This is a genomic window from Vibrio sp. Y176 (assembly GCF_033438945.1).
On sequence record NZ_JAWOQS010000001.1, the window covers coordinates 709709 to 734008 of the forward strand.

Consider the following 24300-nt stretch of genomic DNA (forward strand, 5'->3'; position numbering starts at 1 on the left):
CTGAACTGCGTAGCAGAACAGAGTGAACATCCGGCCCTAAATTTGGGCAAAAACTCCGTTGGATTGCGTGTTTCCTTTACCAATCTCTTACGGAAATATGCATCTCTACATCTAACAAGTTGGTAACATAGCGCCTGTGACGGGAACAATCAACCAAAAATTTCCTATAGGAAACAAGATTTCAAAATTTGTTAACAAGAGCACGGTTTAATTCACTTGGTGGACTTCTATCCACTATGTGCTTCATGCACAATGCGAGTAAGACAAAAAATATGGATATCTATAGAGGGATTTATGGCAGAAAGTATTTACGATGAATACCCATCGATGACGTTGGCAAAAGAGCAACATGACCAAAATATCGAGCCGTTAAAACTGGGCCAGCGTATTAAGGATATCCGCTCGAAACTCGGTATCACATTAGAAGAGGCCAGTCAGCGAACCGGGCTTGCTCGATCTACACTGAGCAAAATAGAGAATGAGCAGATCTCCCCGACGTTTCAAGCGATGCAAAAATTGGCACTAGGCTTACAAATTGACATGCCACAACTCTTTGAGCCACCTAGAAAAAAGGTAGCGACAGGGCGTAGGGATGTTACCAAGAAGAATGAAGGTAAACCACACCCAACACAAACTTATGAACATGAACTGCTCGCGACACAACTTTCCAATAAGAAAATGATGCCGTTTAAGAGCCAAATTCGAGCTCGTAGTTTTGATGAATATAAAGACTGGGTTCGTCATGATGGCGAAGAATTTCTGCTTATCTTATCTGGTGAGGTCATGTTCTATTCTGAGTTTTACGAACCTGTTGTTTTAAGCGAGGGAGACAGCGTTTATTACGATGCAAATATGGGACATATGTTGACCAGTGTTAGCGAGGAAGATGCGCTCATTTTGTGGGTGACAGCCAAATAGTGATAAATACTTGTAAATTTCCTATAGTGAAAGCAAACGATTGCCGTTGGTGGTCGTTATGATGAAAAGGCGCTTTTTTGATGAGAACTTGCTCATTAAAGCGCTTTTTTTGTACGATTTGTTGTGATTAAAATGTTAAGAGTCACACTTTTGCAAGTCGATCTACGTCTTGTTCGTGCAAAATAGAATGAGCCATGTTTATTATTGGAAACACATCGAATGCCGATAGCATTCTCGGGTCTATCTAAATGGAGACGAAAATGACTCAAGAACTACTGAAAACACCACTACACGCACTTCACGTTGAAGTTGGTGCCAAAATGGTCCCGTTCGCGGGTTACGATATGCCTGTTCAGTATCCTCTAGGCGTAAAGAAGGAACACTTACATACTCGTGATGCGGCAGGTCTGTTTGATGTTTCTCACATGGGACAGCTTCGCCTAATTGGTGACGGTGCAGCTGCGTTCCTAGAAACATTAGTCCCAGTGGATATTGTGGATCTTGAGTCTGGTAAACAGCGTTACGCTTTTTTCACTAATGAAGAGGGCGGCATCATGGACGACTTGATGGTGGCTAACCTAGGCGATCATCTGTTTGTGGTTGTGAACGCAGCATGTAAAGCGCAAGATATCGCACACCTACAAGCGCATTTACCATCTGGTGTTGAGCTAGAAACTATCGAAGACCGAGCTCTACTTGCAATCCAAGGCCCTAAAGCGGCGGCTGTATTGGCGCGTTTTGCACCAGAAGTTTCTGAAATGCTGTTCATGGATATTTGTAAAGTCGATGTTTTAGGCGCCGAGTGCATTGTTTCTCGTAGTGGTTATACAGGCGAAGACGGTTACGAAATCTCGGTTCCTGCTGACAAAGCGGAAGAGCTAGCACGTAAACTGACTGCGGAAGATGAAGTTGAATGGATTGGCCTTGGTGCTCGTGATTCACTTCGTCTTGAGTGTGGCCTTTGTCTATACGGTCATGACCTAGACACAACAACAACACCTGTTGAAGCGAGCTTGCTATGGGGTATCCAAAAAGTTCGTCGTATTGGTGGTGAACGTGAAGGTGGTTTCCCTGGCGCAGACATTATTCTTAAGCAGATTGAGACTAAAGATGTGGCGCGTAAGCGTGTGGGTCTAGTAGGTCAAACCAAAGCGCCAGTGCGTGAAGGTGTTGAACTGTTTGATGCTGACGGCGTTAAAATTGGCGTTGTAACCAGCGGTACGGCGGGTCCGAATGCAGGTAAGCCAGTCTCAATGGGTTATGTTCGTGCGGATTTGGCGGCGATTGGTACTGAAGTGTTCGCTGAAGTGCGTGGTAAAATGCTACCAATGACAGTTGAAAAAATGCCGTTCGTACCACAACGTTACTACCGTGGTTAAAACGAATTGAAACAAAAATGCCGAGCTTTGTAGCTCGGCATTTTTTATGTCTTCTTTTCGCTTGTTTACTTTTAGTTTACTGCTTCATCAATAGTACAGCACATATCAATAACGATATCTTCAAGCTTTTCCGGATGAATCATCTCTTCTTTTGGGATCCCAAATTGAGAGGCCATAATGGTATTAAACAATTCCCAATGCTTGATCAGCAGTTTTTCGCGATTATCTGCAATATCCGGCCATGTTTCTTGCATCATTGGCGCGAGACTGACAGCACCATGTGCGAAGATCAACATTTGCCACTTTGATTCCCACTGATCAAATTGTGCATTAGGGTTTTCGCTGTTGTACTGCTCGAAAATTCCGGTAAATATTGCAGCGAACTCATCTTTTGACTTTAAGAAATACTGCAGCAGAGCACCGTCATCGCCTTGTCGAATGGCATCGGCGATCATCTGTACTGGATGAGGATTGACGAGAGCAAATGCTAGCATGCGAACCATAAACAGATAAATTTTTCTATTCGAAGGTGTGTTCTCCGGCATTTCATTGATGAGTTCAGCCATATAGCACTGCATGAACTCGTCCATTGCATCGCTAACCGCTTGCCAGATTTTCTCTTTGCTGCCGAAGTGGTGACGGATCAAACTATGTGAAACACCAGCCTTTTCACTGATATTGCGCAGCGAGACACGCTCGTAACCAAGTTCACAAAACATATCTGCTGCCACTTTAAGGATCAGACACTTAGTTTGTTCTGCTGCTTCAGCACTTCTACGCCCCTGCTTTCTTTCATTCATAGTTCGAATTTTCCCGAATATTAATCACGCGCTTACTTTTACCAGAAACCGAACGCTTTGACTAATTAATTTGCTATCCACCTGGAAAATATGTTGATCAATTTCAAATTCTGCTTATACTGCACGGCTGTGTAATATATAAAACCTACGGAGAAAGCGGGTGCGAAAACAATATTTAAAGCGCACTTTAGTTGGCGCAGTGGTGACATTAAGTCTTTCTGGGATGCTAACTGGGTGTAATAAAGCCATTTCTGAGCCGTCTGAACCTTTAATCAAACCTGTAAAATTACTGGCGGTGAAAGACCTAGAACTTGAAGACTCGCACGCCTTTTTAGCGCGTATTGATGCAACACATCGTGCGCAGCTTTCTTTTCAAGTTGGTGGAGAGGTTGATGAATTACGTGTACGCATGGGTCAAAAAGTCCAAAAAGGTGAAGTGCTCGCAACGTTAGACCCTAAAGATCTTCAGCTTGCGTTAGATGCCGCTCAAGCGCAGTACGCGTTAGCGAAAACACAATGGGACCGCGCGAAAAACCTTTACGGAAAAAAACTCATTAGTACTGATGAGTACGATCAGAAAGAAACTCAATATAAAGCGGCATTGGCGAACTACGAACAAGCTAAAACCGATTTGAGCTATACCAAAATTCACGCGCCGTTTGATGGCATTGTGTCATATACCTATGTCAACCCGTTTCAAGTAGTCGCAGAGAAGCAGGAGATCTTGAATCTCATTGATAACACGACGTTGGATGTATCTTTCACCTTGCCAGTAAGTTATGCGGAATCTGTATCACTTGAGTCACTGCAAAACTCCGATATGTGGGTGACGATGGATAGCGAGCCAGGAAAACGTATCCCTGGGCAATTTAAAGAAATTTCGACGCAGCCAAACATCGATACCAATAGTTATGAGGCGATCGTGACCATCACTCGACCAGAAGATCGCAATTTGCTGACAGGTATGACAGGGCAGGTACACATTGCTAAACAACATGTATCGGACGCGATGACGTTACCTCAGTCTGCTTGGGTCAACAAAAATGGGACGCAAGGTGAAGTTTGGGTAATGGACAGAAGCACGCAGCAGGTCAATAAAGTCACTGTGTCACTTGATGCAGCAGGTGGTGTGAAAGCCGGGCTTGATAACAATGATTACGTTGTTATTGCTGGTGTTGAGAGACTGGTTGAAGGGCAAGTGGTGAAAGCTTGGGTTCGTGAGGGAGGCATTTAATGAAACGTTCTCTACTTACGATCTCTGCGATTGCACTTGCAGTTTTAACAGGGTGCAAAAATGAAAACCAAGCTATCGTCGAGCAGCCACTTTTTGTGTCGACTATCTCGGTGGATGCACCAGTACAAAGTCAACATCGCGCGTTCAAAGGCATAGTAGTGCCTGCAGAGCAAACGCCAATGGCATTTCGCCGCGCTGGGGAAGTTCAGCACGTATTGGTTAAAGCGGGTGACGTTGTGAAGCAGGGGCAAATGATCGCAAAGCTAGATGATAGCAAAGAGAAGCAAGCCGTGAATGACGCAGAAGCACAATACACACTTGCAATTCGTCAGCTTAAACGCGGTGAAGACTTGCATGCACGTCAAATGATTTCAAAAGCGGAACTTGATGAGCTAACCGCCAATAAAGAGCTAGCTGAGGCTACTTTCTATAACGCGACCAATCAATTGAATTACACCCGTTTATTCGCCCCGTTCGCCGGTAAAGTATCTGATGTTTTCAAAGAACGTTTTGAGCGTGTGGCAATTGGTGAACCCGTGTTAAACCTATACCAAAACGATTTGGTTTACGTGCGTATTGAGCTTTCCGACAATGTTTTAGCGATGGTAGACCCAAACTCAGACAGCATGAGCTACAAGCCTAGAGCAACCTTCTCCGGCATCGATGGCAGATTTGCTTTGGACTATTTAGAGCACACAAGTGAACCCAACGCTGAAACTCAAACCTACGAAATGTACTTGACGATGCCACAGCCAAAAACAGAGATATTGCCGGGAACCAGCGTAAGCGTTTTGGTCGATATGGTGAAGGCGGGCATTACCTCTATCGATGGTTACAGTGTTCCTGTCACGGCGCTTCAAGCAGGCAGTGAAGGGAATGAGTTCTTTGTGTGGAAAAAAGAAGGTGACATTGTCACACGAGTGCCTGTCATGATTTCTCAAGTGAATGGCAATGGAGCCATTGTGTCGTCAGGTGTTAGCCAGGGCGATATTCTGATTAATTCAAATCTGCGTAAATTACGCGAAGGTAAACATGTGGATGTTGTGGAGAATAACCAATAATGAACATTGCTGAGTATTCAATAAAAAACAAAGTCATCAGCTGGTTGTTCATTATTATCCTTGCTGTTGGTGGTTTAACGTCATTTTTGGAGCTTGGACGATTAGAAGACCCGGCATTTACGATCAAAGATGCCATGATCATCTCAACATACCCTGGCGCGACGTCAAAAGAAGTTGAAGAAGAGCTGACGTATCCTCTAGAAAAAGAGATTCGAAAACTCCCTTATATCGACAAAATTACCTCTACGTCTTCTAATGGTATGTCTCAAATAACGGTGAGCATGGAAATGGACTATGGTCCTGATGAACTGCCGCAAATTTGGGATGAAATGCGCCGTAAAATTAATGATTTACGACCATCATTGCCTCAAGGTGTTCAGTCTTTACAGATCATTGATGATTTCGGTGACGTTTATGGCGTGATGTTAATGCTCACTGGTGACGATTACGACTATGTAGAGCTGAAACGTTATGCGGATTACCTGACCCGTGAAATCGAGCTTGTTGATGGTGTTGGTAAGGTAGACATCACGGGCGATCAGCAAGAAATGCTATTCGTTGAGATCTCACTTGATCGCCTTGCTGCACTGAACTTAGACATGAATGTGGTTTCGAGCTTGTTGAACCAGCAAAACAATGTGGTTTCAGCAGGTGAAGTGATGGTCAATGGCGAAAGCCTTGTTATTCGCCCAAGCGGCACCTTAAACACTGTAGAAGCACTAGAAAATCTGATCATTCATGGCCGTGACACAGGAAATCTAATTCGTCTAAAAGACGTAGCAACGATTTCTCGCGGTATTCAAGAGAAGCCAAGCAACGTCGTACTCTTTAACGGTCAAAAAGCGATTAATATCGGTATCTCGTTTGCATCGGGTGTGAACGTGGTTGAGGTTGGTGAACGTTTGGATGCGGAGCTCGCGAGCCTTGAGTCTATCAAGCCTGCTGGCATCGATATGAACTACTTTTACAACCAAGCCAATGAGGTGGATGAATCTGTTAAAGCGTTTGTAATTAGTCTAGCGGAGGCAGTGGCGATCGTAATCATTGTGTTGCTGTTTACTATGGGTTTACGCAGTGGTGTCATCATTGGAGTTGTGTTGTTATTGACGGTATTTGGTACCTTCATTTTGATGAATTACAACAACATCGAACTGCATCGTATTTCTCTTGGCGCGTTAATTATTGCCTTGGGTATGCTGGTTGATAACGCGATTGTTGTCGTGGAAGGCATATTGGTTGGCCTAAAGAAAGGGCGTACCAAAGTTCAAGCGGCTGTCGATATTGTAAAGCAAACACAATGGCCTTTGCTGGGCGCAACTGTTATTGCAATTACGGCTTTTGCACCTATCGGCTTGTCGCAAGATGCGACAGGCGAGTTCATGGGCTCTCTATTCTGGGTGCTGTGTTTCTCATTATTTTTAAGCTGGATTACCGCTATTACACTGACGCCTTTCCTTGCCGATCTTTTGTTGAAAGAGGAAAACAAAGAGCAGGGTACTAGCGAAGATGATCCTTATAAAGGCTGGTTGTTTGTCGTATTTGGGGCATCGCTGAAATTTGCATTGCGATTCCGCTGGCTTACCGTTGCTGGCATGGTGGCGCTATTAGTGGGTGCTGTCGTGGCATTTGGTAATGTAAAACAGCAGTTCTTCCCACCATCGAATACGCCGATGTTCTACGTGGATATGTGGATGCCAGAGGGTACTGACATCCGTGAAACGATCAAAAAAGCTGAAGAGGTCGAAAGCTACATTCGTCAGCAAGATGATATTGACTTTGTTTCTGCTTCGATTGGGCAGGGCCTACAGCGTTTTGCTTTAACCTATCAACCAGAAAAAAGTTACGAAGCGTACGCTCAGTTCCAAGTTCGCGCGACTGATCGTGAGAAAATGTTTGGTTTACTGCATAAGTTAGATGCGAATCTGGCGAAAACATTTGATGCGCCTACGTTCCAGTTTAAATTGATGGAATTTGGTCCATCACCAGCGTCTAAGATCGAAGCGCGTATTACTGGCCCTGATCCACAAGTTTTACGTGACTTGGCGGTGCAAGTTGAAGACATCCTTCATACCGATCCTGGTGCCCGAAACATTCGTCACGATTGGCGAGAGCGCACCAAGGAACTTGTACCCGTTTTCAATGAGTCTAAAGCTCGTCGCTTAGGTATTTCGAAAGAAGATCTTTCAAGCACACTGCAAATGGCGTTTGGTGGTAGCACCTTAGGTTACTTGCGTGATGGTACACATACGTTGCCAATTATGACACGCCTTCCTGAAGAAGAACGCGTAGATTTTGAATCACTACAAAACGTGACCATTTGGAGTCCTTCGTTGCAAACGTATATTCCGGTTGATCAAGTGATTGATGGCGTTCAACTGGATTGGAGTGAGCCGCTAATTCAGCGTCGTGACCGTAAGCGTACGTTAACCGTTCTCGCGGACCATGATGTGTTGAGTGACGACACGGCAGCAAGCTTATTTGCTCGTGTACAGCCTAAAGTGATGGCATTGCATGTTCCAGAAGGATACGAAATCACATGGGGTGGTGAGTACGAATCATCCAAAGATGCACAAGAAGGCCTATTCGGTTCATTGCCGATGGGTTACTTGTTGATGTTCATCATTACTATTTTATTGTTTAACTCAATCAAAAAGCCGTTGGTCATTTGGTTCACCGTTCCGTTAGCGATCATTGGCGTTGCTTTTGGTTTGCTTACCACGAACATGCCGTTCAGTTTTACAGCATTCCTTGGTTTGTTAAGCCTAAGTGGCATGATTTTGAAAAACGGTATTGTGTTGCTTGACCAAATTAACCTTGAGTTGGAGTCAGGTAAAGATCCTTACCTCGCGATTGTCGATAGTGCGATAAGCCGCGTTCGTCCGGTAAGTATGGCTGCCCTAACAACTATCTTGGGGATGATACCACTGGTCTTCGACGCCTTCTTTGGCTCGATGGCAATAACGATTATGGCAGGTCTTGGTTTTGCTACTGTACTGACACTGATAGTGGTGCCAGTGATGTTTGCAATTCTGTTTAGGGTAAAACCGACCACTGCATAGGGACTCCTGGCTATTTGCCAGCTTCCTGCCTAGCCCTGAAGGTTTTCTTCGGGGCTTTTTTGATCTTACTAATATATACCAAACCATTCATTTGCTTGATTTTAATGATTTTCTTACGATTACAATGCAAATCATGCGTATACTGATGTAACGACACATCAAAGATTGAGATTACATGAATAAGCGCATATTAAACGGACTCTTCTTCGTTGGTTCTTTCACCTTGGTTGGCTGCACCGCGACGGATAGCATGCCGACAGAAACCAAACAACCTGCCCCTAAAGTCAACAGTGTTAGTGCTGAAGTAATTTCCAGTTGGATTGATAGTAAGGTTTTAGCCCCTGAAGGGCTGTCGCTCGAGCAAGACAATCTACGTTATCTATCGGGTAGCGCCGACCTAAACAGCGACGGAAAGGCAGAACACATAGTGTTGCTTCAAGATCGCTATTTCTGTGGTAGTGGTGGCTGCTCTGCATATATGTTTGATAATGAGGGAAACGTTATTAATCGAATGTCGGTAACTCGCACGCCTATTGTACTAGCCGACAGTTACAGTAATGGTTGGCAGGACTTTATCGTTTGGAGTAATGGCTCATATCGACTCATGAGTTACAACGGTGAGTCTTATCCAAGTAACCCGTCACTAGAGCCAAAGGTGGATCGAGACGCTAACCAGCAGGCGGCAATCGCAAATGTAATGGCGACAGAGCTTTATCAGCAAGACGGCTATGACATTCTGCCCGCAGAATCAAAAACCTTGTGGACGCCAGCTAACGTTTACCACTTTACCTTCAAGCACTACGGTGACCCGCATAGCGCTTATCAAGCAACGGTGGATATGAGCAGTGGGGAAGTAGACATTGTAGCCGTTCCGGCTGCGGAATAAAAAACACCTCCCTTAACCGGAATTAAAGGGAGGTGCTAAATGCCAAATTCGAGGGTGGCATTGTTAACCGGAGTCGCTCTAATTAAGCTGCGACTTCTTGTTTCGCTTCTGCTTTGCTTTTTAAGAATGCGTAAGTAAAGCCAGTTACCGCTGTACCTGCTGCAATAGCCACTAAATACATTAATACTGGTGAAATTGCGTTAGGAATTAGCAGCACGAATAGACCGCCGTGTGGTGCCATTAATTTCGCACCGAATAGCATCGATAGGGCACCAGTAAGTGCGCCACCTGCCATACAAGATGGAATCACGCGCATTGGATCTTTCGCAGCAAATGGAATTGCGCCTTCAGAGATGAAACAAAGGCCCAAGACAAATGATGCTTTACCTGCCTCACGTTCATTTTGTTCAAATTTGTTCTTCGCAATGAAGGTCGCTAAACCCATACCTAGCGCAGGAACCATACCTGCGGCCATGATTGCCGCCATTGGCGCGTAAGTTTGTGAAGCCAGAAGGCCAACACCAAATGCGTAAGCGGCTTTGTTTACCGGGCCTCCTAGGTCGAAACACATCATTGCGCCAAGGATAATACCCAGTAGTACTGCACTGTCAGAACCCATGTTGTTTAGGAAGTCAGTCAGGCCGTTCATGATGCCTGAAACTGGGCCGCCTACGATGTAGATCATCACAAGACCAGTGAACAATGTTGCCACAAATGGAATGATCAGAATCGGTTTAAGCGCCTCCATAGATTGTGGCAGTTTCACCTTATCTGCGAGGAGTTTCGCTGCGTAACCAGCAATGAAACCAGCCGCGATACCGCCAAGGAAACCTGCGCCAGTAGAACTTGCTAGCATACCACCAACAAGACCAGGAGCCAGACCAGGACGGTCAGCGATTGAAAACGCAATATAGCCAGCAAGTACAGGAATCATCAATGCGAATGCAGAGCCACCACCAATGTTCATCAAGGCTGCTGCTAGTGTGCCTTCTTCTTTAAATGCTTCAATACCGAACACGAAAGATAGAGCGATGATCAAACCACCTGCAACGACGACAGGAAGCATGTGCGAAACACCCGTCATTAGGTGTTTGTAAGCGCCTTTTTTCTCTTCGGTGGTAGATGAAGAGTTAGCTGAACCAGAATGCTGATACACAGTGGCTTGCTCGAATGCTTTGTCCATCTCTACGGCTGTTTTTTTCAGAGCTGGACCTGTTTTCGTGCGGTACATCTTTTTGCCGTTAAAGCGATCAAGTGGCACTTCAATATCCGCAGCAATGATCACCAGATCGGCATCTGCAATTTCTTGCTCAGTCAGTTGGTTTTTAGCGCCAACTGAACCACGAGTTTCCACCTTGATTTGATGGCCACGACGCTTGCCTTCTTCTTCTAAAGCATCTGCCGCCATAAAGGTATGCGCAACGCCAGTAGGGCATGCCGTGATTGCAACAATCTTCTTTGATGCTGATGTTGCTTCAGCAATGATAGGGGCTGCAAGTGTGGTTGCTTTTTCAAGTAAAGTGGCGTTTTCAACCGCTTGCTGGAGAAACGCAGTTGCGTCTTTTGCTATTTCGCTAATTTCCGCTTGGTAAACCTTTTTTCCTACAAAACGAGAAGTGTCGACGCTAGTATTTGCCGCAATGACAATGACTTCGGCTTGTTCAACGTCAGCTTCCGTCAATAGTGTTGGTTCAACCACACTTGATTGACATTCTATTTTGGCATTCCAGTTTAATTTTGCGGCGGCTTGTTCTAGTAATCCTGCCGCAAGGATGCTATTTGCTACACCGCTCGGACAGGCAGTAATAATGGCAATATTCATACGATAACCTTCTGTTCCTTAGTTTTGTTCTAAGTTTGTAATAGGGTAAAGCGCGCTAATTTCAGTTTGTCGCTTGATATTTTCCAGTTCTTCCTGACTGGTTAGCCCTACGCCAACTTGACTAACTGCCAAAGCAGAAAGTGCCGTAGCGAAGCGCAATAAATCGTTTTTCGGCATCAGTTGCATGTGGCCCCAACACAAGCCAGCGACCAGCGTATCGCCTGCGCCAACGGTGCTCACGACATGCATTCGAGGCGGTTTTGCACTAAGCCATTCGCCTTGGTTGAGCCACATAACACCGTCAGGTCCCATAGAAACCACGATGTTTTCTATGCCTTTGTCGCTCAGTGTTTGCGCTGCAGCTTGGCACTGTTCAGGTGTTGCTAGATGTTCGCCAACAAAATCACCAAGTTCTTCATCGTTAGGTTTAATTAACCATGGGTGAGCATCAATACCTGACTTCAATGCGGCTTTGCTACTGTCGAACAACACCTTTTTGCCTTGTTGATGCAGTGCTTCTATCCATGCAGCGCATTGCTCTGCAGTAACACCGCCCGGTAGGCTGCCTGCCAATACAAAGTAATCGTGTGTTTCAGCAAGGCGGAATAGGGTTTCTTCAAAGCGCGCGATTTCTTCTGCCGTAACTTGAACACCAGGGAAGTTAATGTCACTAACGTTTCCATTAGCCTCAACGAGCTTGACGTTGATACGAGTTGCACCTTGTACTTCTACAAACTCATTCTTAACGCCGATGTCATTGAAAAGCTGATGGAATAGCTCAGGGTTATCTTTACCAAGAAAGCCGGTAACCGTGACATCTGCGCCTAAATCGCTCAACACTTTTGCTACGTTGACACCTTTACCTGCAGCGTGGAGATTGCTTTGCTGTACTAAGCTCACGGAACCAACGTTTAGTTCATTTACTGAACCTGTTAAATCCAATGCTGGGTTGAGCGTAATAGTGACAACCTTATTTGTTTTTTTTGTCATATCGGATCCTTAACCTTCACCAAGACCAGAAGCGATTGCATTTCCGATAGACTCCAAGGCTTGCGGCGCATCAGGGCCTTCTGCTGTAAATTGAAGTTGGTGACCGTGCTTAACGCCCAGCGCGATGACTTTCATTAGGCTCTTCGCGTTTACTGCTTTTCCATCTCCGTCTAGGTTGGCAACACGTATAGTGGATTCAAACTTTTTCGCTTCTGCGACTAACATTGCCCCCGGACGAGCATGTAGGCCGTGAGAGTTTTTGATTTTAAATACAGCGGTATTGCCTTCTTCTGAAGATGCAGCTGTGACTTCTTCACCTTTGAACAAAGCAAGAATCTGTTCTACTGATGCATCTAAAAGCTTGCCGTGTTCATTGTTAAACACAATATTAGAAAGCGTTTTTAGGATAGGTTGGTGAGCATTGTTACATGCCGCGAACGCGACAAGTGCACGCACTTTTTGACCTTCATATTCGCAGTCGTTTGCCGTCGAGACAAATGACACACCTGTGCGAGTGACATGTTTGTCACTGCCAATTAACCACAGGCCATTACCTAAGTGAGTTGGTTGTTTGGTAACGAGATCTGCAACGAATTCGTTATCAGCACATCCCGTATTTTTCAACAGACCACCAGCAACAGCACTCATCTGTAGCATGTCGCTCGCAGGGAACATCAGTTGAATTAAAGAAGCGTCAAAGTCTGCTTCAAGCTGAACATCACCGTGCAGTAGGGCGATGATTTCGTCTTCATTTTTTGCATTACGCAGACGCTCTTCTACGCCATCTGCGCCTAGCACTTTGGTGAGCTGTTTAAGAATGCCAAGGTGCTCATCAGATTTAGCTGCGATACCGATAGCGACGAACACAGTATTGCCATCACCCCAGTCGACACCTTGTGGGAAGTGGTGCACAGCAACACCCGTTGTTTTCACCATTGCACGAGTGTCGGTTGTACCGTGCGGTATGGCAATACCGTTCCCCAAAAACGTAGAGTTTTGGTTTTCACGGTTTAGCATGCCTTCAACGTAACCTTGCTCAACTAGGCCTTTATCAGTCAGGCTATGAGCAATACTCTTTATTGCTTCAAACTTATCTGTCGCTGATTGCGAGAGGGTAATGTCGTTCTTATTTAGCTTAAGCATGGTGCTTCTCCAGCCTTAAGGTATCAATTTAAAAATGTATTCTGTGTGAGAAGTTGAACGCCGCTTCTTCTGAGCGCTTATCACTCCTCAAACCTTTTATATTTCAAGCTAAATCGATTCAGCTTGTTGGTAAATTTTTTAAAAGACTCAGAAAAACTGTTTTAAAAACTGACGTTAACAAACGAGCCTTTGCCGCTGTCCTATAGCCTAGCTCACAAATTGGTTTGTTGCGTGTTCGGGTGATTTACGTCAATTTTTAAGTTTTGCTGAATCCTTTCAGCTTTTATACTGAATCGGTTCAGCTTATAATTCAACTTATCGAAAGATCGTTGATGTATTAATATGATCGCGCGCACAGAATAAGGTTTAGAATATGACACTGGATGAAATAGCCAAATTAGCGGGTGTTTCTAAGACAACTGCAAGCTATGTGATTAACGGAAAAGCGCAGAAATACCGCATCAGCGAGAAGACTCAGAAAAAGGTGATGGCCGTTGTAGAAGAGTACAATTATAAGCCAGATCATGCGGCGTCTTCCTTGCGGGCAGGTAATTCACGCTCATTTGGGCTTATCATCCCAGACTTAGAGAACACCAGTTATGCGCGTCTTGCAAAGCTGATAGAGCAGAACTCTCGGAAAGCGGGGTACCAAATTTTGATTGGCTGCTCTGATGATGATCCTGATACAGAGCAAAAGGTGGCGGAAGCATTAGTCAGTCGTCGCATTGATGCGTTGTTTGTGGCAAGTGGTATGCCCACTGCAAACGAGTATTACCTTAAGTTGCAAAATTCTGGTACGCCAGTTATCGCGCTAGACCGTCCAATGGATGATGAGCACTTTTGTTGTGTCATCAGCGAAGATTTTGATGCCGCACTTGAACTCACTCAGTCAGTACTGTCAGAGGATATTAAGTCCATTGGCTTAATCGGTGCATTGCAAGATCTTCAAGTCTCAAAAGAGCGTGAGCTCGGTTTTCTATCTGCTTCTCAACAAGGTGGCAAAACGGCAACAGTGGGTTATGGACAACACTTCTCCCGGGAAGAAGGCAAGAAAGTCTTAGAGAGATGGTTAATAGAGAACGCATTGCCAGATGCCATTGTTACAACGTCATACACACTGTTAGAAGGTGTGTTGGATGTAATGCTAGAAAAACCAGAACTGATGGGAAAGGTGCGTTTAGCGACATTTGGTGATAATCGACTGCTGGACTTCTTGCCTGTGAAAATCAACTCTTTGCCTCAACAGTTTGAGTTGATCGCGGACAGCGCAATGGAGTTAGCACTCAACGCTTCCGCCAAGCGTTACAAGCCTGGCGTAGAACTTATCCCGCGTAAAATTGTGAAACGTCACTAAGTAACTAAATAGGTTGCTCAAAGCTTTACTTCAGCCGTCAGCGCCACAAATGCGTGGTCGCTGGCGTTTTTATCTCTGTCATAAATCGGGTTGATCAGATGTTGGTTAGACACCTGATAGTCAACAACCTCGGCAACCGATATATCTGATAAGGTATCAAACTCTTGTGAGAGCAAGATATAGTCGAGTACATTCCCAGTGGAAAAATGATAGTGCGTGGCTGGGCGTTCATCCTTCAGGGGGTCACTTTGCAATAACCAACCATCTTTGAGTTGTAATTCAGTGACGCTGTCACTAGTATTGGATACTAATGAGCTGTTAACGCTGATAGGAGTGATAGGTTGATTCATATCGCCCATTAACACTGTCGGCATTGGTTCTTTTCGATACCTCTTTTGCATCGCGTCTCTTAACATCGCTGCTTCCCAGCCTCTTTGCTGGGTGGATAACCAGCGCCCAATAATCGTGCTAGACGTTTCTGGTTGTTCTGAGTCGGCTGGGCGTTGAGATTTCAGGTGCGTTACGTAAACGGCGATATGACCAAGTACAGGATGTATTACTTGGGCATAGATAGGTTTGCGACTGAACTCTGGAACAACACTTACTCCAAAAGGCTCAAGCGTTGCTAAGTCAAACTCTACCGCTTGTACTTTTTCTATTGGAAACCGAGATGCGATTGCCACAACAGGGCTTGAGTAAATGTACTCATCCTCAACATGTGGGGTGTCAACGGTCGCAAAGTAGGGGTAGCCGATGGTTGAAAAGAATGCCTGGGTCTTCTCGATACTGAATACTTCTTGTAAGCCAATCACGTCGCCTTCCAGTTTTTCAACTTGACGTTGCGTCCACGAAAGTTTGTCTCGCCATTGCTCTAACGAGTATATGTTCTCGAAATCATAGTAAGCGTTAGGCGGTGCGACAAAATTAAACAAGTTCGCAGTGACAAAGGTAATTCTACTTGGTTGAGACAAAGTATTCGCTCTTTTCAACAATAACTTAGAGAGTATATACCTTCAGGTTGCGTAATTGCAGCTTCGTTTGAGCTACGCATCGAGATACAAGCTAACGAGCGACAAGCTAAATGGGTTAAGAGGTGCTCAAATGCCAAGGTGAATCGGTGATTGAACATCGCCAGAGGTTTCTATTTTTAAGCATTGCGTTTAAACTTCAGGGCATCAAATAGTAAGAGTAAGTAACATGACCCAAGATTACGACCACGAAGAGTATTTAGAAGGCGAAGAGATTGAGATCGAAGCGATTGGCATCGATGTTGATGCGCATCCAATCGAACTGTACAAGCTTTTTAAAATCGCAAACTTGGTCAGCGGTGGCGGCGAAGCAAAACATATCATCGAGGAAGGTTACGTCGCGGTGAATGGTGAACTAGAAACACGTAAGCGCCGCAAGATGTATGATGGTGACTTTTTTGAGTTTAACCAGGAATATTATGTTGTGGTTTGCGATGCGCCAGTAACCGAACCTGAAACGGCAGAGCAAAAAGCAGAAAAGAAAGCGAAAAAAGAAGCACAGTCTTCTCGTAAAGATAAGTCTCGTCAAAGTAAGTCACCTAAAGCCTCTGGGCCTAAATCAACAGGCCGTAAAGCGGCACATAAAGAGCGTAAAGCGCAGAAAGAAGCGTTGTCTCAGTCTGCTAAGAAAGGCAAAAAAGAAGACAAACCGCAAGCCACTCGTGATCCGAAGAGCGGACGTAATTCTATTGATTTTTTCTAGGGAAATGAACGCTTAACTAAATAAGTGACATCTGAGTAAAACTAAAAAGCGCCGAGCATATTATATCGGCGCTTTTTTGGTTTCACTGTGCTGTAAGTGGGCAGTGTTAATGCACTGTCGTCTCGATGTTTAGGCTATCTGTCCAGTGATGAATGGCGCAAGGCTTTCCTAAGTAAAAGCCTTGGTAATAATCCAAATTAAGTTGATACATAGCTTGTAGTTGCACGTCTTCTTCAACCCCTTCTATAATGACTTTTGCTCCCATATGATCCGCTAGATCAACGGCGCTATGTATGGAAAAGGTTTCTCCGGCGCAGTAGTCTAGCAAATAGGAACGATCGATTTTGATGATGTCAGGGCAGAGCTGCTGAACACGTGCGATATCAGAATGTTGGGCGCCAAAATCATCGATAGCAAAGATAAAGCCATTCGCTTTCATTAACTGTACGGCTTTGATTAATAAATCCGTATTTCCGCATGACTCTTCGACTACTTCAAAAACTACGTCTGATGGGCTCATACCAAGTTCGGAAAGGCGTTTGTAAAGCAGGCCGTTATCTTTAAAGCCCATGTCTTTGGTTAGCGTGAGTAGCGTTTGAGGCATGACGTTAAGAAACAGTTTGATCGGTGTCCCTGCGAAATAGCGTGCAAAATTTCGAATGTGCATTGCTCTGGATAAAAACTCTACACATAAGCGAAAGTAGGGATCAAGACCATTATTGGCCAGAAACACGTCAGGACGAATTAGGGAACCATCAATGCCACGAATACGCAGTAAGGCTTCCATACCAATAATACGTTGGCGTCTATCAAAAATTGGCTGATAAACACTGTGAAAAGTGAATTGATTGAGAGCTACGTAATATTCACCAAGATTATCTTGTTTTATGTATCGCTCGTAGTCGGATTGATTCTTTAACTCCATGAAAAACGCCGAAAATTTAGCATCTTGTCAATGTAACAGGGTGCAATTCTGATTTGAAGAATCAAATGTGCCTAATTACATATGCGGTTGAGTTAATTTGAAATGGCTTCCGATTTTGCTTCAATATGGCGAAAAATAAGTGACAGACCAAAACAAATTAAGAAGTAAGCGAGGCCGACAATCAACCAAATTTCAAATATATACCCTGATGAATTTGCCATCTCTGTCCCAACAAACGTCATTTCTTGTATCGAAATCAGTGAAACAATAGAGGTGTCTTTCACCAAAGAGATGGTTTGACCGGCAAGTGCAGGTGTTATTGATTTAAGCACCTGTGGCGCGATAACAAATCGGTATTTCACCCACCGAGACAAGCCCAATGAGTCAGCCGCCTCCCACTGACCTTGGTCGATACTTTGTAAACCACCGCGCACAACTTCTGCAATGTAGGCAGAAGAGAGTAAGCCGACACATAACACGCCAGAGGCAAGGTTTTCCCAAAGGTTCGAAGGCCCAAACAGAAAGCGCTGTAGCGCATTTGGTTCGCCGTTGTAGTTTCGTAGAAGATCTTCCAAACCGAGTAACGGGATCAATTGGTTAGAAATGAAAAAGTAGAAAATAAAAACAAACACCAACGGAGGGATGTTTCTCACTAACTGGATAAACGCATTGGCAGGTGTGCGCAACCAAACGGAACGAGAGAAGCGTGCTAAGCCTAACAAAGTGCCAAACACTAATGCGAAGCTGATGCCCCAAATACTGAGCCTTAACGTCGAAATCAAACCTTGGAAGAAGTAGGGCAAACCACCACCTGCTCTAGGCGTGAAAAGTAATTCAAGCGCCTCTTTCCACTGCCACAAATAATGCACACCAACAGCGGACCGATGGTACAGCCAAACACCACCGATACCGCACATAACAAGTAGTACCCAGTCTAGTGTGTTTAATTGCGGTAAAAGGTAGCCTGTGCTGGATTTCGCGGGTGCTGTGCGAGTGGTAGTGTGTTCGCCCAAAAATTTGACTCCGATAAGTTATGGAAAAGTAAAATGGATGATTGGAGAGTATAGGCTCGCGGCGTCCACGAGCCATTTAGATTACTGGCCTTGCGCGACTTGATCTTGCCAATCTAATGTCGAGAACCAGTATTCATAACGTTGTTTTAACCATCCATCTTGGGTTCTTGCTTCAATCCATTTATTGAAAAAGGCCTTTTTATCTTCTTCCCCCAAGCGAACTGCAAAGGCTTCGTTGCCTTGTGATAGTCGCTCAGAGAATGGAAGGAATAGTTTGTCGCTGTGTTTCACTGTCTCATGTTCTGGTTTTGGGCTAGAAGCAATGACCGCGTGGGCGTTACCATTCAGCACCTCTTGGAACGCTTGCACGTCGTCATCAAATTGCAGGATCTTCGCTTTCGGGAAGGTTTCTCTGGCTACTTGAACGGTGAATGCGCCGCGACGAGCCGCAATTTTTACGCGTCGTGAGTCAAAATCCGAAAATTCGCTAAAACCAGAGGCGAGTTCTTTGTTTGCTGCTACTTGAACGCCTGAGTGCGAGTAGGCCTCCGTAAACAACACGCTTTTGGAACGTTCAGGCGTAACCGACATGCCACCGATGATCACGTCGAACTTTTTCGCCAGTAGTGCGGGAATAATGCCATCCCACGCAGTCGGTACGAATTCCACTTTCAAACCTGAATCTTGTGCTAAGCGTTTGGCAACATCGATTTCAAAACCGATTAACTCACCTTGCTTGTTACGCATTGCCCAAGGTACAAATGTTGACATACCAACGCGCAAAGTGCCTCGTTCTTTGATTTGATCTACATTGGTTGTGGCGACATCTTCTTTCGCGATTGTAGGCATAGCGATGGCTAGCCCTAATAATGCAGTAATGGTCGCTTTGAATAACTTCATGTTATCTCCTTATAATTTGCGCCAACTGGCTCCGAGTTTGTGTTCTAGCCATGCAGACAAGCCAGAAAGTGACAGAGTGAGAGCAAGATAAATTGCTGCCACGGTAAACCAAATTTCAAACGGCATCGCCGTCTCTGAGACGATGTTGCGTGCCTGTGTTGTTAGATCAAAAATCGCCATCACGCTTACAATGGAAGAGTTTTTGATCAAAGAAACCACTTCATTGGTTAATGGCGGTAATGTGCGCTGTAAAACCTGAGGCAAAATTACGTCTTTGTAGGTGTAAAACGGTGATAGTCCGAGAGTTTGTGCTGCTTCGAATTGCCCTTTAGGAATACTGTTTAAACCTGCACGGAATATTTCCGCGGTGTAGGCACCTTGGAAAAGGGATAATGCCAAAACGGCGGTGCTGAATCGGTCCAAACCAATCACGGGGCCAAACACGAAGTAGAGTAAATAGATTTGCACCAACAACGGCGTGTTACGTATTACTTCGACGTAAGTTGTACCAATAATATTGCCGACTTTCGAATCGCTCAGCCTTAGTAACGCGGTAACCAACCCTAATACTAAGGTAAAAAATAGACTAATAGCCGAGATGTTAAGCGTGACCAATAGCCCATCAATAAGTTCTGCCGGCCACCATTCTCCACCTTCATAAAAAGCGATGTAATCAGGTACGCGCTCCCATTGCCATTGATAGCCCATAGCGTCGGCACCAGAGTCCAACACCCACACAATCGCGATGAAGAGGAGCGTCATTTGCAGTAAAGCTTGAAGGACAGGTTTGATTACGCGAACTATCATCAGTAACTTAAAATTTGGTTCAAAAATGCTTGGGTTCGTGGATGCTGAGGTGTCTCAAATAAGGCGACTGGAGAGTTCATTTCCACGATTTGGCCTTCATCCATAAATACCACGCGGTTCGCTACTTTTTTGGCAAATCCCATTTCATGCGTGACGCAAATCATCGTCATTCCGCTTTGAGCCAGCTCAACCATGACATCCAACACTTCGTTGATCATTTCCGGATCAAGCGCTGAAGTTGGCTCGTCAAACAGGAGTAAGTCCGGTTCCATACACAAGGAGCGGGCAATCGCGACGCGTTGCTGCTGACCGCCAGAAAGCTGGATAGGATACTTACTCGCTTGCTCTTCAATATTGACTCGCTTTAGGTAATGTTTTGCGCGTTTTTCCGCTTCTTGTTTTGATAATTTGTGTGTGCGAATCGGCGCTAAGGTGAGGTTTTCCAGTACAGTCAAGTGAGGAAAAAGGTGAAAGTGTTGGAACACCATGCCGATTTTACCGGGCTTGAGAGATTTTGCGTGAGAAGGCTGGTCGAACACATGAAGCTGGCCTTCTTGAATCGATTCAAGATGGTTGATGCAACGAATGAGCGTTGATTTTCCGGAACCTGAAGGGCCACACACCACGAAGATCTCGCCAGAATGCACGGAGAAGTTGATGTCTTTTAGAGCGTGGTAATCGCCATACCACTTATTTACGTCGCTAAACTCAACGACGGGAGTATTCTCTTTCAAAGGGGCACGCTATAACGGAAAAATATCCTTTTACAATAGCAAGTTGTGCGCGTAATTTCATTAAGAATAAGCTAATGTTTAGGCGATGATTTTAAGACTCTATTCAGATCGCTTACAAGATACATCCATGTTTCTTTAATGTTGGTGCAGTCTAGAGTCTAGAGTATGACTAACTCAGTTCAACGAGATACGGATAACGAACAACAATCGCAACAACAGACATAACCATTAGTGTCTGTGCAGAATAGTAGGTCACCATGACAACTTGTCGTGAAAATATTGACCGTCCTCCAAAGCGTTCGAAAGCCAATACGATGCCAGAGATAATAAAGATAAAGCTTCCGAGCACTGCAAAAGAGGAGGATTGTGTTTTCCCACTCAAATAATACTCGATCGAAGCCCAGCACATAGTCATCAGTACCAATATATAACTAGCAACTGGCCGTTTTTCTTTACCGAGATCCGGTCGGAACAACCAGTAGACGCATATACCGAGTCCGAACAAGGCAATTGGGAGCCAAGGTGTAAAATGCCACGCTGACATGATGGCAAAACCATAACTATAGGAGAGATGGGCAGAGCAAAAGAGCACTAATCCTGTAATGAACTTGTCTCTAGGGAGCATTAATAACACGTCACCAAGCAACGAGAGCGATAAGCCAATCAAAATCCAATGCGCATATGGCATTGGGTAAGCCGGGGACTGAATTAAAATACCAAGCATACAGAGCACTGGTAATGGTTTAGAAACGTAAAAGAGCCATTTAGAGCCTTTACGGATACTGATGATATGTATGAATGCTAATACGACAACAACTAGCCACATAAAGTGTTTTCTCGAACAGACAAAATTATGTAGTACATCACTACAACAAATCAAAACTTAATTAACGAGTTAACTCGTTCTTTGATCTCAATTATTTTTATTTGTGTAAAGCTGGACAGTTGTCTCTTTACTAACCAACACGGCCGATTTTTTGTCTGGAGGGAATCGTTGTTTTTAGAAGCCTCCTCGTTTTGAACGTGATGTGGCTTACAAAATAGCATAAAAAAACGGTATTGTGACTGTTAAGTCACAATACCGTTAAACCCTAGGAAGGGCAGTGAAGAATTGTTGCAGTTATGAGACAGCTAACTCTAAGATTTCTCGGCTACGTTCAAGTGTGATCGCCTGGTTTTCACCTAAAACAGTCATGCCGTGTTTGTTTAGTTGATCAATGATGGCATCGATAGCTTGTTCACGGCTCTCACCATAGTTTTCGAGCTTAGTTGCGACATCAAGTTGATGATAAAACGCTTCGATAGCTTCGATTGTGCGCTCTGCTAAATCCTCACCTGCTTCAAGAGCAAATACGTTGCGACCCATTTGTTCTAACTTAGGGCGCTTAAACTGCATTTGGTTACGAAGTAACGATGGTTGGACAATTGCAAGAGAACGCGCATGATCAACGCCCCATAGAGCGGTTAATTCATGGCCGATCATATGTGTCGCCCAGTCTTGTGGAACGCCACTACCAATTAACCCATTCAATGCTTGGTTAGCAGACCACATTAAGTTTGCGCGCCACATATCGTCGTCTCGTTCCGCAAACTGTTCTCCGAGTGTTTTTAAAGTTTTCAGCAGTGTTTCTGCGTAACCATCTTGAACCATTGCACCGGTAGGAAGCGTCAAGTATTGCTCACATACGTGCACCCATGCGTCAACAATGCCGTTGATAAGCTGGCGTTCTGGCAGTGTTTTCATTACATCTGGGTCTAACACGGCAAATTTTGGCTGCACTGCTGGAGACATGAACGGAAGTTTGTCTTGAGTTTCTTTTTTAGTGATAACTGCGCCCATGTTTGACTCTGAGCCTGTTGCTGGCAATGTCAAAATTGCAGCTAGAGGCGTCGCTTCAGTGACTTGGTGCTTACCAATCATGATATCCCAACCATCACCATCATACATTGATGCCGCTGCTACGTATTTGGAACCATCGATGACTGAACCACCACCTACCGCTAGAATAAAATCAACACCATGCTCTTTTACCATTGCGACTGCTTTATCGAGTGTTTCTTTGGTTGGGTTTGGTTCAACACCTGAAAACTCTAGCCATTCATGTCCCTCAAGAGCTTCTGCTACTTGGTCGTACACGCCATTTTTTTTGATGGAGCCACCACCGTATACCACTAAAACTTTTTGGTCGGATGGGATAGCTTCTTTGATTGCTGCGATTTGTTTTTGACCAAAGAAAATCTTGGTTGGGTTTACATAAGAAAAGTTCATTATTAGCCCTCTTGCTTCCAGTGAAGGAGATTGAATACATGCATATTAGTCCTGATTAACGATCGTTAACAGGTCGATTTCTGCAAATAATTTGCCTATTTCTACAAAATTAATGCTCTTGAGCTAGAAAGTTAAAGTCGAGAGGAAGTATAGTGCTCGAAACGATAATAGAGACCAAACTCGTTGGTCATTGATGGAGCGCTCTAATGCACACTCTCGCAGATATCATGCAGCAATATGTAGAAAAGCAGGGGCTGCATGACCTAGAAGGTATGAAGAAAACAGCGATAGATGGCGTATGGTTTTATCGCAGTAGCAAAGGGAATCATCGCCAGCCGTTTGTCTATCAGTCCGGCATCATCGTATTGGGTCAAGGGCATAAGAACATTCATATTGGTGATACACCAGTGCAATATGGGCCCGAAGATTACCTTGTTGTCGGGGTTCCCATGCCACTAGAGTGCGAAGCGTTTGCGACAAACAATGAGCCTTTACTTGGCATTTCGATAGATATTTCGCCAACGCTTCTTCATAAACTCGTTAAAAAATTAGAGGCTGAGAAATTCAGTAATAAGTGTCTGGATGCAACCCGTTGCGGCCTTAAGTCGGTACGTATGAATGAAGGTATGTTGGATGCGTGCAAGCGGTTAATGAAAGCAATGTGTAACGAGCTTGATGTCATCATGCTTGGCGAGCTGCTTCTTGAGGAAATTGTGTATCGTACTTTGGTGAGCAAAGAGGGGTATGTTTTATTTGACCTAGCACATCAAGAAGGTTCTTACGCGAGGGTCGCTAAAGCACTAAATCGCGTGCATCAAGCGTATCATGAACAGTTGAACGTACAAGCATTGGCTGAAGAAGCCAACATGAGTGTGTCTGCTTTCCATCAAGCATTTCGCAATGTCACGCTTGAATCTCCGTTGCAATATATTAAGAAAGTTCGACTTAACAAAGCGCGCGAATTGATCCAGTTAGAGGGGAGACGTGTTAATGATGCAGCGAGAATGGTCGGGTACACGAGCCCATCACAGTTTAGTCGCGAGTACAAGCGGCATTTTAATGAAACGCCAAGGTCAACAAAGGCTTAGTGATCTTTATTTCACAATGGCGACTTTTTTTACCTTTTTTATTAATTTGCGAGTGACATATTTATTTGAGTTATAAAATTAGTTACTGGTGCCAAATAATAGGTACGTTGTTGCAATCATTTAGTGGATTGTTGCGAGGCGGTGTGGAAAACTCGTAAATAGATAGTGTGAAATCACCAACTTGTAC

At 44.5% G+C, this 24300-nt stretch carries 21 protein-coding genes; 9 read left to right on the plus strand and 12 right to left on the minus strand.

Features of this window, described 5'->3' with window-relative positions; genetic code table 11:
- The first annotated feature begins 294 nt into the window (after nucleotides 1-294).
- Complete coding sequence (locus R7O13_RS03115; RefSeq protein WP_005376429.1) at nucleotides 295-918, plus strand: helix-turn-helix domain-containing protein; 624 nt, start codon at nucleotides 295-297, stop codon at nucleotides 916-918.
- Nucleotides 919-1178: 260 nt separating this feature from the next.
- Nucleotides 1179-2297, plus strand: a complete 1119-nt coding sequence (gcvT, locus tag R7O13_RS03120) for a glycine cleavage system aminomethyltransferase GcvT (RefSeq protein ID WP_047103535.1) — start codon at nucleotides 1179-1181, stop codon at nucleotides 2295-2297.
- A gap of 71 nt (nucleotides 2298-2368) precedes the next feature.
- On the opposite strand, the gene vdeR is transcribed toward gcvT, so the two are convergent.
- Nucleotides 2369-3097, minus strand: coding sequence for an efflux transporter transcriptional repressor VdeR (vdeR, locus tag R7O13_RS03125; protein WP_005376423.1), 729 nt, complete (start codon nucleotides 3095-3097; stop codon nucleotides 2369-2371).
- Between the two features lie 160 nt (nucleotides 3098-3257).
- Between vdeR and R7O13_RS03130 the strand changes: the two genes are divergently transcribed.
- The 4 genes from R7O13_RS03130 (at nucleotide 3258) to R7O13_RS03145 (ending at nucleotide 9337) form a co-directional block, all read left to right on the plus strand.
- A complete protein-coding gene (locus R7O13_RS03130; RefSeq protein WP_017820965.1) occupies nucleotides 3258-4331 on the plus strand; it encodes an efflux RND transporter periplasmic adaptor subunit in 1074 nt (357 codons plus the stop codon).
- A complete protein-coding gene (locus tag R7O13_RS03135) occupies nucleotides 4331-5392 on the plus strand; it encodes an efflux RND transporter periplasmic adaptor subunit (protein WP_005376420.1) in 1062 nt (353 codons plus the stop codon). The genes R7O13_RS03130 and R7O13_RS03135 overlap by 1 nt, the downstream gene beginning before the upstream one ends.
- Complete coding sequence (locus R7O13_RS03140) at nucleotides 5392-8451, plus strand: efflux RND transporter permease subunit (protein ID WP_005386052.1); 3060 nt, start codon at nucleotides 5392-5394, stop codon at nucleotides 8449-8451. The genes R7O13_RS03135 and R7O13_RS03140 overlap by 1 nt, the downstream gene beginning before the upstream one ends.
- 175 nt (nucleotides 8452-8626) lie before the next feature.
- Entirely contained in the window at nucleotides 8627-9337 is a 711-nt protein-coding gene (locus tag R7O13_RS03145) for a hypothetical protein (protein WP_005376411.1), read from the plus strand.
- Between the two features lie 82 nt (nucleotides 9338-9419).
- Here R7O13_RS03145 and fruA read toward each other — a convergent pair whose 3' ends face one another.
- The 3 genes from fruA to fruB are packed head-to-tail and all read right to left on the minus strand — an operon-like array spanning nucleotide 9420 to nucleotide 13292.
- Nucleotides 9420-11159, minus strand: coding sequence for a PTS fructose transporter subunit IIBC (fruA, locus tag R7O13_RS03150; RefSeq protein WP_318302967.1), 1740 nt, complete (start codon nucleotides 11157-11159; stop codon nucleotides 9420-9422).
- Between the two features lie 18 nt (nucleotides 11160-11177).
- Nucleotides 11178-12149, minus strand: coding sequence for a 1-phosphofructokinase (gene pfkB / locus R7O13_RS03155; RefSeq protein WP_213963741.1), 972 nt, complete (start codon nucleotides 12147-12149; stop codon nucleotides 11178-11180).
- Nucleotides 12150-12158: 9 nt separating this feature from the next.
- Nucleotides 12159-13292 (minus strand): fused PTS fructose transporter subunit IIA/HPr protein, encoded by a 1134-nt coding sequence (fruB, locus tag R7O13_RS03160; protein ID WP_213877304.1) that lies wholly within the window; start codon nucleotides 13290-13292, stop codon nucleotides 12159-12161.
- Between the two features lie 373 nt (nucleotides 13293-13665).
- Between fruB and cra the strand changes: the two genes are divergently transcribed.
- Nucleotides 13666-14646 carry a catabolite repressor/activator gene (gene cra / locus R7O13_RS03165; RefSeq protein WP_318148858.1) on the plus strand — a complete coding sequence of 327 codons (981 nt, stop codon included), beginning with the start codon at nucleotides 13666-13668 and terminating at the stop codon, nucleotides 14644-14646.
- A gap of 17 nt (nucleotides 14647-14663) precedes the next feature.
- On the opposite strand, the gene R7O13_RS03170 is transcribed toward cra, so the two are convergent.
- Nucleotides 14664-15617, minus strand: a complete 954-nt coding sequence (locus R7O13_RS03170; RefSeq protein ID WP_053303578.1) for an endonuclease/exonuclease/phosphatase family protein — start codon at nucleotides 15615-15617, stop codon at nucleotides 14664-14666.
- Between the two features lie 226 nt (nucleotides 15618-15843).
- Between R7O13_RS03170 and R7O13_RS03175 the strand changes: the two genes are divergently transcribed.
- Nucleotides 15844-16377 carry an RNA-binding S4 domain-containing protein gene (locus R7O13_RS03175; protein WP_005376400.1) on the plus strand — a complete coding sequence of 178 codons (534 nt, stop codon included), beginning with the start codon at nucleotides 15844-15846 and terminating at the stop codon, nucleotides 16375-16377.
- Between the two features lie 106 nt (nucleotides 16378-16483).
- Here the strand turns inward: R7O13_RS03175 and R7O13_RS03180 are convergent, their stop codons facing one another.
- The 7 genes from R7O13_RS03180 to R7O13_RS03210 form a co-directional block, all read right to left on the minus strand.
- On the minus strand, nucleotides 16484-17302 hold the full coding sequence (locus R7O13_RS03180) for an EAL domain-containing protein (RefSeq protein ID WP_053303582.1): 819 nt from the start codon (nucleotides 17300-17302) through the stop codon (nucleotides 16484-16486).
- A gap of 92 nt (nucleotides 17303-17394) precedes the next feature.
- Nucleotides 17395-18315, minus strand: coding sequence for an amino acid ABC transporter permease (locus R7O13_RS03185; RefSeq protein WP_005376398.1), 921 nt, complete (start codon nucleotides 18313-18315; stop codon nucleotides 17395-17397).
- Between the two features lie 81 nt (nucleotides 18316-18396).
- A complete protein-coding gene (locus tag R7O13_RS03190) occupies nucleotides 18397-19215 on the minus strand; it encodes a transporter substrate-binding domain-containing protein (RefSeq protein ID WP_005386070.1) in 819 nt (272 codons plus the stop codon).
- A gap of 9 nt (nucleotides 19216-19224) precedes the next feature.
- Nucleotides 19225-20022 carry an amino acid ABC transporter permease gene (locus tag R7O13_RS03195; RefSeq protein WP_053303588.1) on the minus strand — a complete coding sequence of 266 codons (798 nt, stop codon included), beginning with the start codon at nucleotides 20020-20022 and terminating at the stop codon, nucleotides 19225-19227.
- Nucleotides 20022-20756, minus strand: a complete 735-nt coding sequence (locus R7O13_RS03200; protein ID WP_213903804.1) for an amino acid ABC transporter ATP-binding protein — start codon at nucleotides 20754-20756, stop codon at nucleotides 20022-20024. Before R7O13_RS03200 ends, R7O13_RS03195 begins: the two co-directional genes overlap by 1 nt.
- A gap of 169 nt (nucleotides 20757-20925) precedes the next feature.
- Nucleotides 20926-21582, minus strand: a complete 657-nt coding sequence (locus R7O13_RS03205) for a lysoplasmalogenase (protein ID WP_005376394.1) — start codon at nucleotides 21580-21582, stop codon at nucleotides 20926-20928.
- Between the two features lie 294 nt (nucleotides 21583-21876).
- Nucleotides 21877-23025, minus strand: a complete 1149-nt coding sequence (locus tag R7O13_RS03210; protein ID WP_005376393.1) for an iron-containing alcohol dehydrogenase — start codon at nucleotides 23023-23025, stop codon at nucleotides 21877-21879.
- A gap of 206 nt (nucleotides 23026-23231) precedes the next feature.
- Between R7O13_RS03210 and R7O13_RS03215 the strand changes: the two genes are divergently transcribed.
- Nucleotides 23232-24113 carry an AraC family transcriptional regulator gene (locus R7O13_RS03215; protein WP_005386077.1) on the plus strand — a complete coding sequence of 294 codons (882 nt, stop codon included), beginning with the start codon at nucleotides 23232-23234 and terminating at the stop codon, nucleotides 24111-24113.
- The last annotated feature ends 187 nt before the right edge of the window (nucleotides 24114-24300 follow it).